Origin of the sequence: Streptomyces sp. NPDC127117, assembly GCF_042677325.1 — a bacterium.
In the GTDB taxonomy this organism is placed as follows: Bacteria; Actinomycetota; Actinomycetes; order Streptomycetales; family Streptomycetaceae; genus Streptomyces.
Genome location: NZ_JBHXTM010000007.1, coordinates 228,073 through 238,368, shown reverse-complemented (window position 1 = coordinate 238,368; position 10,296 = coordinate 228,073). Strand labels below are relative to the sequence as shown.

10 protein-coding genes and 2 pseudogenes are annotated in these 10,296 nt (G+C 71.3%); 7 read left to right on the top strand and 5 right to left on the bottom strand.

What is annotated here, in order from left to right; genetic code table 11:
- Positions 1–552: 552 nt before the first annotated feature.
- On the bottom strand, positions 553–1,161 hold the full coding sequence (locus ACFVH0_RS09565; protein WP_385819013.1) for an RDD family protein: 609 nt from the start codon (positions 1,159–1,161) through the stop codon (positions 553–555).
- 29 nt (positions 1,162–1,190) lie between these two features.
- Here ACFVH0_RS09565 and ACFVH0_RS09560 point away from each other — a divergent pair, with 29 nt between their 5' ends.
- Together ACFVH0_RS09560 and ACFVH0_RS09555 are read left to right on the top strand one after the other, a co-directional pair.
- Positions 1,191–1,397 carry a hypothetical protein gene (locus ACFVH0_RS09560; protein WP_385819012.1) on the top strand — a complete coding sequence of 69 codons (207 nt, stop codon included), beginning with the start codon at positions 1,191–1,193 and terminating at the stop codon, positions 1,395–1,397.
- Positions 1,398–1,638: 241 nt separating this feature from the next.
- Positions 1,639–2,151 carry a hypothetical protein gene (locus ACFVH0_RS09555; RefSeq protein ID WP_385819011.1) on the top strand — a complete coding sequence of 171 codons (513 nt, stop codon included), beginning with the start codon at positions 1,639–1,641 and terminating at the stop codon, positions 2,149–2,151.
- Positions 2,152–2,284: 133 nt separating this feature from the next.
- On the opposite strand, the gene ACFVH0_RS09550 is transcribed toward ACFVH0_RS09555, so the two are convergent.
- Positions 2,285–3,838 (bottom strand): hypothetical protein, encoded by a 1,554-nt coding sequence (locus ACFVH0_RS09550; RefSeq protein ID WP_385819025.1) that lies wholly within the window; start codon positions 3,836–3,838, stop codon positions 2,285–2,287.
- A gap of 349 nt (positions 3,839–4,187) precedes the next feature.
- Here ACFVH0_RS09550 and ACFVH0_RS09545 point away from each other — a divergent pair, with 349 nt between their 5' ends.
- Together ACFVH0_RS09545 and gdhA are read left to right on the top strand one after the other, a co-directional pair.
- On the top strand, positions 4,188–4,355 hold the full coding sequence (locus tag ACFVH0_RS09545) for a hypothetical protein (protein WP_385819010.1): 168 nt from the start codon (positions 4,188–4,190) through the stop codon (positions 4,353–4,355).
- A gap of 207 nt (positions 4,356–4,562) precedes the next feature.
- Complete coding sequence (gene gdhA, locus ACFVH0_RS09540; protein ID WP_385819009.1) at positions 4,563–5,942, top strand: NADP-specific glutamate dehydrogenase; 1,380 nt, start codon at positions 4,563–4,565, stop codon at positions 5,940–5,942.
- 60 nt (positions 5,943–6,002) lie between these two features.
- On the opposite strand, the gene ACFVH0_RS09535 is transcribed toward gdhA, so the two are convergent.
- Positions 6,003–6,410 carry a YrdB family protein gene (locus ACFVH0_RS09535; RefSeq protein WP_385819008.1) on the bottom strand — a complete coding sequence of 136 codons (408 nt, stop codon included), beginning with the start codon at positions 6,408–6,410 and terminating at the stop codon, positions 6,003–6,005.
- Positions 6,411–6,636: 226 nt separating this feature from the next.
- Between ACFVH0_RS09535 and ACFVH0_RS09530 the strand changes: the two genes are divergently transcribed.
- Positions 6,637–7,134, top strand: coding sequence for a GNAT family N-acetyltransferase (locus ACFVH0_RS09530; RefSeq protein ID WP_385819024.1), 498 nt, complete (start codon positions 6,637–6,639; stop codon positions 7,132–7,134).
- 150 nt (positions 7,135–7,284) lie between these two features.
- Here the strand turns inward: ACFVH0_RS09530 and ACFVH0_RS09525 are convergent.
- Positions 7,285–7,669, bottom strand: a pseudogene (locus ACFVH0_RS09525) (hypothetical protein).
- Between the two features lie 159 nt (positions 7,670–7,828).
- Positions 7,829–7,933, bottom strand: a pseudogene (locus ACFVH0_RS09520) (peptide-methionine (S)-S-oxide reductase); the annotation flags it as partial.
- Positions 7,934–8,218: 285 nt separating this feature from the next.
- Here ACFVH0_RS09520 and ACFVH0_RS09515 point away from each other — a divergent pair.
- Both ACFVH0_RS09515 and ACFVH0_RS09510 read left to right on the top strand, forming a co-directional pair.
- Positions 8,219–8,635, top strand: a complete 417-nt coding sequence (locus ACFVH0_RS09515) for a hypothetical protein (RefSeq protein WP_385819007.1) — start codon at positions 8,219–8,221, stop codon at positions 8,633–8,635.
- A gap of 2 nt (positions 8,636–8,637) precedes the next feature.
- Positions 8,638–10,260 (top strand): tetratricopeptide repeat protein, encoded by a 1,623-nt coding sequence (locus tag ACFVH0_RS09510; protein ID WP_385819023.1) that lies wholly within the window; start codon positions 8,638–8,640, stop codon positions 10,258–10,260.
- Positions 10,261–10,296 lie beyond the last annotated feature (36 nt).

The window sequence follows — 10,296 nt, the reverse complement described above, 5'->3', positions numbered from 1 at the left end:
GGGGCGCGCCCCCCCCCGTGGGGGGGGGGGCCCCCCCCGCCCCCCCGGGCCCGGGCCCCCCCCCCCGCCTCCGGCGTGTGTGAGCCTTTCATCCGGCTCTCATCGTGGCCCTGCCCCTTCATCACGCCCGCGCCATGGGTTCGCGCCATGGAACGTGGAGACCGCGCTCGTACCGCTGGGCGGCAAGGCGGCCGAGCGGCGCGGCCGGGCCGCCGAGGCACTGGGCCCGTAGGACTGGGTGAACGGGCTCGGGTATCTGCCCGGCGGCCGGATACGGGACTTGAGGGGCCCGGGGAGGGCACGCGCCGGGGCCGGTCCGGGAGCGCACTTGCCGGGAGCGTACTTGCGGGGCCGGTCCGGGACGCAGCGGTCGCCGCAGGCCGTGCGGCGGGTGCGGTGCGGGCCAGGACGGCGTTGCGGGCCGCAGGCCGTGCGGCCGGGTGCGGTGCGGGCCAGGACGGCGGTGCGGGCGGGTGCGGTGCGGGCCGGGACGGCGGTGCGGGCGGGTGCGGTGCGGGCCGGGACGGCGGTGCGGGCGGGTGCAGGCCGGTGTCAGCGGTGGGTGGGAGCGGTGGCCGCGGTGGCGGTCCGGTGGGCGGCGAGGTCGCTGTGACGGACCTGGCGCAGGCCCAGCGGATCGGCGTGCGGCTCGCCGTTCCCGCCGTTCCAGAGCGAGGTACGGGGCAGGACACCGGGGCCCGAGAGGAGCGAGCGCAGCCCGTACCAGGGTTGCAGCGGCAGCCAGCAGAGCCCGTACAGCCAGCGCAGCAGCAGTGACCAGGGCCCCGGGCGCCCGGCGTCGGGCAGCCTGACCACCCGTATCCCCATGATCAGCTTGCCCGCGCCGGCCCCGGTGATCGCGGTGAGGACCACATGGTTGAGGAAGGAGAACGCGAGCGCCGGGCCGAGCAGCAGGCCGGCGGCCTCGGTGATCTCGGCCGTTTCCACGTACGGCCGGGCGAGTAAGCCGACGGTGACCAGACAGAGGTAGCAGTCGAGGCCGACGGCGAGATAGCGGCGCATGTCGCCCGCACGCGGAGGTAACCGCGCCGCGTGCGGGGCCGGCCGGTACCCGGGTGCGGGCGGGAGCGCCGGGCGGGGTGTCGGCAGAGGTGCGCCGGGGAGGTGCCGGGTACGTCCCGTCCCCCGTGAGGTTGTCATGACGGCATCATGTCTGATGTGCCGTCACCGTGCCCCCGGGAACCGCACGTACGCCGTCCCTCGGCCCGCGCCGGGGCCTGCCGGGCTCAGGCCTCGAAATCGTGATCCCCGTACTCGACGTAGCCCCGGTCGATCAACTCGTCCTCCAACTCGTCCTCGTCGAGGTCGGTGAGGTCGTCGAGGGGGTCATCGCCGAGCTTGACGTAGTCGCCGTGCTCCGCGATGTCGCACGTTGATGGACTCCTCGAATTCGGAGTCCGGAGCGGCCACGGCTTCGTCGAGACCGCCGCAGATGTGGTGTGCGTCCTTCCTGGCCCCGCCGGGCGACACACCGAACCTCACGTCGTAGAAACTCTTGGGCACCATGCCCAGAACCGTACTGAGGGGGACTGACGACCGACTTCCGCCCCGGCCCCAACACCGTTGCCACAGAGCCACGTTGCCGCCGTCCGCGGCGCGCACTCTAGTCTCACGGTCATGACCGCCGCCATCACCGCCATGATCACCGCAGTAGTCGGGGTGCTCGGCACCCTCCTCGCCCCGGTGTTCGTGCAACGGCTGACCGTACGCCAGCGCGCCGAGGAGACCCGGCTGGCCGACGAGCGGCGGAAGTTCGAGGAACGGCGCGCCCAGTACACGGCCATGAACCGGGCCTCCCGGCAGTTCCACACCCTCCTCAAGGACGCCCTGCACCGCATCCGCGACGACGTCTACACCGAGCAGGAACGCAACCAGCTCGAAGAGGCCCGCCTGGACCACCGAGACCGCTACGCCGAGGCGCAGATGATCGTCCCCGAGCGGATACTTCAGGCGTCCCGCGACCTCAACCGGGTGCTCGCCGCCGGTGACGCGGTCGTCAAGCGCCTGGACCGGGGCGTGACCCGCGACGGCGAGAACGTGGAGCAGGCCCTGGAGGACTTGAAGGCGGCCGACCCCTGCCTCGACACGATGCGGGAGCTGATGCGCCAGGACCTCGGCGTCACGGACTGATCCCGGGCGGCCCGTGAGGCCAGGCGCAGAGCCTGCTGACGGGCCTGCCTCGGCCCTGGCCTGCCTCGGCCCGCCCCGGCCCGGGCCCGGCAGCCCCGCCCGGCCCCGCTCGGCCCCGCCCAGCCCCGGCCCGTCAGCAGGACCCGAACGGCCACAGCCGGTAGCGCGAATCCAGCCGGTACTCACCGGCCCGCCGCACCGTCAGCCGTGTCCACTCGCCGTCCGGCCGCAGGCACCCGCCGCCGTCCGCCCGCAGCCAGGGCGAGTGGGCGATGCGTACCGTCACCGAACCGGCGGCGGGCATCCGTACCACCAGGGAGGCATCGTCCCCGCGCACGACGGAGCCCGGCGCGGAGACCAGGGGAACGGCCCCGCGCACCCGGTAGATCCGCCACCCGGCGTCCCGCCACACCGGCTCCAGCCAGTCGGCGCCGCGCCGGACGATCTCCGCCTCCGCCTCGGCCGGCCCGTCCGGCCTGCCGCCGTGCAGCACGACCAGGCCCACGCCCCACCGGTCCAGCCAGGCCCGGTACGCCGCCTGGGTCGGCCTACCCTCGTAGAACAGCCGCCCGCGCTCCACATCGAGCTGCCGGTTCCAGCCGCGCGCCATGTTCACGTACGGGGCGAGCACGGTCGCCTCGCGGTGGTTGCGGGCCGGTACGACCTCCACCCGGGTCCGCTCGGCGCCGAGCCGGCGCAGCTCGGCGACCACATCATCGGTGTGCTCCGCCCAGGTGGGCACGGAGTTCGAGACCCGGAGATCGTCGTCGGTCTTGTCGATCAGCCAGCCCGTGTTGCACACCAGCATCCCGGCCAGCAGCAGGGCCCGCACCCGCCCCGGTGCCCCGCCCCGCGCCCACCGGGGCGGGACGGACACCAGCGCCGCCAGCAGTACGGGCGGGCCCGCCACTCCCACCAGCCGCTCCACGTTCGTCCCGATCGGAGAGGCGACCAGGAAGGTCAGGACGACGCCGACCGCGTACACCGCGCCCGCCAACCGGACCACCCGCCAGCCGCCCTCGCGCGGCGCCGCGAGCCACAGCGCCGCACACGCCGCCAACGGCATCCACAACTTGCCCGCCGCCATGGGCTGTTCACCCGTGAACGGGAACGCCAGCGTCGTCGCGGCCACCACCACGACCGGCGGCACGACGAGCCCGGCCGCCCGCCGCCACTGCCGGTCCAGCCCGTACGCCGCGCCCGCCACCACCAGGAACAGCCCGGCCACCGGGCTCGCCGCCGTCGCCAGCACCGCGCAGCCCGCCGCGACGCCCGTCCGGCGCCGTACGTACAGCAGCGCGACCAGCCCGATCGCGACGCCCAGCGCGAACGTGGTGCGACCGGAGGCGACATTGCACCAGAGCGTCAGCGAACCCAGCACCGCGACCGCGACCGGCCACCGCACCCCGCTCCGTACACAGAGCCGCCCCAGCGCCCACGACCCGCAGAGCCCGGCGGCCACGGTCACCGCCCGTACCCCGAACACCGCCATGAGCGGCGGCGTCAGCAGGCTGTAGTTGGCGGGGTGCGTCCCTCCGTACCAGGAGAGGTTGTACGCGGATGCCGGGTGCCGGGAGGCGAAGCCGGCCCAGGCGAGCTGCGCCGCCAGATCTCCGCCGCCGGTCGCCAGCACCAGCGCCCACAGCACATACAGCGGCACCACGACGAGCACCGCGATCCCAGGCACCCGCCACCGCCCCGGGCCCCCGGCCGCACCGGCGGAGGCCCGCCCGGCCTCCCGCCCGGCCTCCGGCCCGGCCTCCGGCCCGGCCTCCCGGTCGCGTTCCTTCTCGCGCGGCCCGGTGCTCTCGGTGATCCCCACCCGGCAAACCCTAGTGGGGCAGTCCGGGCCGGGCCGGGACCTCGGCGCACGGGCCGGTGGTACAGCTGGCTGCACCACGGAACGGGGAGACCGGCCCCTCGTGGCGACCGCCTCCCGTCAACAGAATGGAGACATCACCCGGCCGCAGGACACACTCGGCCACAGGACGCACCCGGCCGCAGTTCACACCCGGCCACCCACACGGAGGATTCCCATGAAGGCACTGCTCTGGTTCGTGCTCTGCGCTGCGGTCGCCGCGAACGTCTCGCTCAACCTGATGGAGAACAACGCTCTTCACATCGTGCTGAGCGTGGTCTCGGGGCTGGTCGTCATCGCGTCCGGGGCGGGGTTGTGGATGCTGCGCCGCGAGGCGCGAGCGTAGGGGCCGTCCCGCTCGGACCGGTCCCCTTGAAGGGATCTCCGGAGCTACTGGGACAATGGGTGGGCCACAACGGTTCTGTACGTCGCTTCCGTGAGCCGCAGAGCGTGCGATGTCTGGGCGACGCCCTCAATGGGGAGGGGGACCGCCGGCGCCCCCGGGACGGGGGCGTCTTCGCGCGCATGCCCACCGACGGAAGGTCTTGACCTGATGCAGGCCACCCCTGATTCCGTAACCCCGCACGCCACCGAGAACCGCGTCATCGAGCCGCTGTACGCCGAGATCCTCCGGCGCAACCAGGGCGAGAAGGAATTCCACCAGGCGGTACGGGAGGTCCTGGAGACCCTCGGCCCGGTCCTCGCGAAGCGACCGGAGTTCGTGGACGCCAGGATCATCGAGCGTGTCTGCGAGCCGGAGCGCCAGCTCATCTTCCGGGTGCCGTGGTCGGACGACTCCGGCGACATCCACGTCAACCGCGGCTTCCGGGTCGAGTTCAGCAGCTCGCTGGGCCCGTACAAGGGCGGGCTGCGCTTCCACCCCTCGGTCAACCTCGGCATCGTGAAGTTCCTCGGCTTCGAGCAGATCTTCAAGAACGCGCTCACCGGCATGCCCATCGGCGGCGGCAAGGGCGGCGCGGACTTCGACCCCAAGGGCCGCTCGGACGCCGAGATCATGCGGTTCTGCCAGTCGTTCATGACCGAACTCCACCGCCATCTCGGTGAGTACACCGACGTCCCCGCCGGTGACATCGGCGTCGGCGGCCGGGAGATCGGCTACCTGTTCGGCCAGTACAAGCGGATCACCAACCGCTACGAGTCCGGCGTCCTCACCGGAAAGGGCCTCGGCTGGGGCGGCGCCCAGGCGCGCACCGAGGCGACCGGCTACGGCTGTGTCATGTTCACCGCCGAGATGCTGCGCAGCCGGGGCGAGTCCCTCGACGGCCAGCGCATCGTCGTCTCCGGCTCGGGCAATGTCGCGATCTACGCGATCGAGAAGGCCCAGCAGCTCGGCGCGACCGTGGTGACCTGCTCCGACTCCACCGGCTACGTCGTGGACGAGAAGGGCATCGACCTCGCACTCCTGAAGGAGATCAAGGAGGCCGGCCGGGGCCGCGTCTCCGAGTACGCGGAACGCCGTGGCGAGCACGTCAAGTACGTCCCCGGCACCGGCGTCTGGAACGTCCCCTGCGACGTGGCCCTGCCCTGCGCCACCCAGAACGAGCTCCACGAGGCCGACGCGGTGGCCCTGGTGCGCAACGGCGTGAAGGCGGTGGCCGAGGGCGCCAACATGCCCACCACACCGGAGGCCGTACGCGTCCTCCAGGAGGCGGGCGTCGCCTTCGCCCCCGGCAAGGCGGCCAACGCGGGCGGCGTGGCCACCAGCGCCCTGGAGATGCAGCAGAACGCCTCGCGCGACTCCTGGACCTTCTCCCACACGGAGGAGCGCCTCGCGGAGATCATGCGCCACATCCACGACTCCTGCTACACCACCGCGGAGCGTTACGGCAGCCCCGGCAACTACGTGGTCGGCGCCAACATCGCCGGCTTCGAACTGGTCGCGGACGCGATGCTGGCCCAGGGCCTGATCTGATCCGGTCCCTCTGATGTGTCTGTGGCCCGGCCGCTCCGCGCGACCGGGCCACAGACGTTCTCAGCCAGCCGACCCCGACTCCGGCACCGCACGGCGCCGAAAGGTCTCCGCCAGCCCCGTATTCACGATCACCACCACCCCGAAGAACACCGCCGCCACCGGGTGCCCCACGGCATGCACCGCGTACACACCGCAACCGAGCACCACCGCCTTGACCACCAGAACCCCCACGAGCGGCGGCCGGAAGCGGGCCCGCGGCGCGGCGAACATCCCCCAGAGCACGGCGGCGACAACGGGCGCCCCGACCCCCAGCAGCAGCCGGCCGGCCACCCCGCCCCCGGTGGCGAACCCCCACCGGGCCAGCGCGGCCAGCGCCGCCAGTTCGACGACGAACGCCACGGCCTCGTTGACCATGAACCAGGGGCGCCCGGCCGGGGAAACGGGGGCGCTGCGGCCTTCGCTCGTCATCGGTGGTGATTCCTCCTCGTACGGTGGCCGGTGGGTCGGTCCCCGCCGGAATCATCACCGGCCGGGGCGCCGGGGCGAGACGGCGGGTGCGGTAGGAGTATGCGTCCTCGCGGCGAGGCCTGTTGCGACGGCACCGGCCGCACACGTGCCGGCGGTCGTGTTGTGCTTTCATGCCTCCGTGCATCGACAGGGTGTTCCCACGACCGACGAGACTCCCGCCCGCCGCATCCGGCGGCGTGACGTCTCTGATCTCGACGAGTGCGTCGAGGTGCTCGCCGAGGTCCATGCCGGTGACGGCTATCCGGCGAACTGGCCCGACCGTCCCGGTGAGTGGTTGGCGCAGCCTTCCCTGTACGCGGCCTGGGTGGCGGAACTGAACGGACACGTGGTCGGCCACATCGGTCTGTCCCGAAGCGGGGCGGGAGACGCGGCACCTGCCGTATGGAGCCGCCGCTCGGGTGTCTCCGTCGAGAACACCGCCGTGATCAGCCGCCTGTTCGTCTCCCCCTCCGCTCGTGGCCACGGGATCGGCGCGCTGCTGATGGCGCGGGCCGTGCAGGACGCCCGGAAGCGCGCTCTGCACCCGGTCCTCGACGTCCTGGCCTCCGACACGTCGGCCGCAGCCCTGTACGAACGCCTGGGCTGGAGCCTGCTGGCCACCGTCGGTCAGCAGTGGAGTCCGACGCAGACGGTGACGGTGCATTGCTACGCCGCGCCCGCGTGACCGGCCGGACGACGACACCGATGAGCTGGAGGGAGCCCGTGCCATAGGTGCCGCTGAGGCCGAGTGTCTGCGGCTTGCCGGGCATGCCGGAATCCTGGACGAACTGCGTGATGCGGTGCTGGTGGGGCCGCTCACGATGACAGGCGCTGCTCATGGCGACCCGGCGGGGGCGGGATCGCCGGTCCGGTCCGGTACGTGGCTGACGGCTCGCTGAAGGCGGAGTCGGCCGATCTCTGCGGCATTCTTCATCGGCTCGACGTCGACCGGGCAGCCATGTGGGCAACGGTGTGCCGAGGATCATTCGGCCGGGGGAACGGGCCGGTGGTGTCCAGACGAGCAGGGGCGAGTCGGTCCAGTCCACCGTCCATGTCCCGTCGTCGGCCCGGTGCACCGTCCAGCAGTCCGCAGCGGGCTCCCACAGGAAGTCATCGAGGACGAGCCGCTCCAGGTGGTACTCGAACAGCGACCATGACAGGGCGAACTGCCGGCGCAGCAGACCGAGTTCGTCGGAAGAACCGTTGCGGGAGTCGGTCACCGTACGACTCTGCCCGGGAGCGGTTCCGGCGAGAGGCGATCACCCGGCGGGCGGCCCGGCCCGCCCCACTGTCCTGTGGAGCCGAGGAGTCAGCGGGGCGGTTGCCGGGCCGGCCGGGCTCGCCGGAGCCGTACCAGCTTTTCCGTACGAGTCCGAAGGTCACCCCTCCGCCGGAGCCACCCCGATCGGGCACGAGACCCCCGTGCCGCCGATCCCGCAGTAGCCCGCCGGGTTCTTGTCGAGGTACTGCTGGTGGGACCGCTCGCGGCGGCAGGCACTGGGCCGTGCCAGCTGGTGTCGAGGCGGGACCGTGCTGACGTTTCGACCTCCATGGCGGAGGTCGGGATGTCACTCGCAGGCCGCACCCTCCATCCCGCCTGCTCAAGCGGGTGGGATTCTCCTGTATGGCCAGCTTGTTTCGTGCCGAGTGACTGGTTTCCGTAGGTTTGATGGGTGAGCGTCGCGATTAGCTCGTCATCCTGCTCGGAAGCCGGTGCTGGTGAGCCAGACTGGACTGGTTGAGGTCGCAGGAAGGCGGGGGGCCCGGGGATGAGTGCTGAGATCGCTGCTTTGGTGGACCAGGCGGGGCCGTATCTGACGGCAGCTTTGGGTGCCTACGGTGTCGGGGTGTTGGCGCGGGCTGAGGATGCTGCTGTTGATGCCACGGCGAACGTGGGACGGCGGTTCCTGGACGTGGTCTGGCGTCGTCGGGGTGAGCAGGGGCGTGCCGAGCTGGAGGCGGCCGTGCGCGATGCGGCTGAGGAGCCGGATGACGCGGATGCTGCTGCGGCATTGCGTCAGCAGATCAAGCGCGCGTTGCGTGAAGACACCGAACTTCTGGCGGATTTGGCGGCCTTGTTGCCTGCCGGGCAGTCGGTGTCGGTGACGGCGTCGGGTGAGCGGTCCATTGCCGCGCAGCACATCACCACGGCGGTCACTGGAGACAACGCCACCCTGCGGCCGTGACCATGCCGGGTGCCGTCCCTGGTGGAACTGACATCAAGGCGTCGGGTGAGCGGTCGATCGCCGCACAGTCGATCGGGCTCGCGGTGTCGGGGGACGTCCGTTTCGTGAACCTGCCGCCCCAGGCAGAGCACTGGGCAAGGGAGGTGAAGGCGCCGCCGAATACGGCCAATCTTCCTGGATCGGCTTCGGGCGTGTTCGTCGGCCGCGAGGACGCGCTGGATCGGCTGCGTTGCATGCTCACGGAGTCGGGTGACGCGGCGGTGACGCAGACAGGCGCGGTTCACGGTCTGGGCGGTATCGGTAAGAGCACGTTGGCCCTGCACTACGCAGTCCGATACCGGGATACGTACACCCTGGTGTGGTGGATCAACGCCGAGAGTCCGGAACTGATCGAGACCGGACTTGCCGCGCTGGCAACCCGGTTGTGCCCGAACTGGGCCGCCCACGCTACAGCTGAGGAGCGTACGGCGTGGGCGGTGGCCTGGTTGCAGTGGCATCCGGGCTGGCTGCTGGTCTTCGACAACGTCGAACACCCCGACCGCTTGCGCCCGTACCTTGGTTCCCTGCCCGGCGGGCACCATCTGGCGACCAGTCGCAAGGCCACCGGCTGGCACACCATCGGCCCCACCCTGCCGCTGGACCTCCTCGACCCCGCCGCGTCCGTCAACCTTTTGTGCAAGATCGCCTATGGCGGACGGGCACCGACCTCGGAGCAGCGTGAGGAAGCCGAGGCGCTTGCCGCGGAACTCGGATACCTGCCGCTGGCCCTGGAGCAGGCCGGTGCCTACCTTCACCAGACGGGTAAGGAAATCGCCGCGTACCGGAGGGCGCTGCCACGGATGCTGTCCAAGCACTCCGAGGGCACCGACCCCGAGCGCACCGTGGCCCGGGTCTGGAACCAGTCTCTCAAGGCCATCCGTGAGCGTGATCCGCTGGCCGTGACGCTCCTCAACGCCGCCGCCTGGCTCGCCCCGGACAACATCCCCCGCACACTCCTGACCCCCCTCGCCTCAGACGTGGACGAGGCCGACGACGCGGTAGACGAAGCACTCGGCGTTCTGCACGCCTACAACATGATCACGCTCTCCAGCCACACCCCCACCTTCAGCGTGCATCGCCTCCTGCAAGTCGTGCTGCGCACACCCGTTCCCGGCACTGACCACCCCACCATGGGCAGAAGCACCGCCGAACAGGCACTCGTGGCGTCCCTTTCCCCGTCCGGAGAACCCTTGCTGGCTACCATTCGGCAGTGGGAAGAATTGATGCCCCACATCACCGCGCTCGCCACCAACATCCCACCAGCCAGCGCCACAGACGCCACCATCAAGCTCTTCGACCGCTCTGCCATCCAAGCCCGGCAGGCTGGGCAGAGCGCGCGGGCCATTCCCCTCCTGTCGGTCACCCTCGCCCAGTACGAGCAGGTGCTGGGTGAGACCCATCCCGACACGTTGATCAGTCGGAACAACCTCGCCGACGCCTACCGGGAGGTGGGGGATCTTGCGCGGGCCGTTCCGCTGTTTGAAGCCACCCTTGCCCAGTACGAGCAGGTGCTCGGCGAAACTCACCCCAATACCCTGATCAGCCGGAACAACCTCGCAAGAGCGAAGGCAGCCCAAGAGAGATAGCCGCCTGCGCTCAACATGTTTAACGGCTCGCAGAGC

Coding starts and splice junctions, on each gene's coding strand:
- ACFVH0_RS09565 (WP_385819013.1), bottom strand. CDS start 1,161: ATGACAACCTCACGGGGGACGGGACGTACCCGGCACCTCCCCGGCGCA.
- ACFVH0_RS09555 (WP_385819011.1), top strand. CDS start 1,639: ATGACCGCCGCCATCACCGCCATGATCACCGCAGTAGTCGGGGTGCTC.
- ACFVH0_RS09545 (WP_385819010.1), top strand. CDS start 4,188: ATGAAGGCACTGCTCTGGTTCGTGCTCTGCGCTGCGGTCGCCGCGAAC.
- gdhA (WP_385819009.1), top strand. CDS start 4,563: ATGCAGGCCACCCCTGATTCCGTAACCCCGCACGCCACCGAGAACCGC.
- ACFVH0_RS09535 (WP_385819008.1), bottom strand. CDS start 6,410: ATGACGAGCGAAGGCCGCAGCGCCCCCGTTTCCCCGGCCGGGCGCCCC.
- ACFVH0_RS09515 (WP_385819007.1), top strand. CDS start 8,219: ATGAGTGCTGAGATCGCTGCTTTGGTGGACCAGGCGGGGCCGTATCTG.
- ACFVH0_RS09510 (WP_385819023.1), top strand. CDS start 8,638: ATGCCGGGTGCCGTCCCTGGTGGAACTGACATCAAGGCGTCGGGTGAG.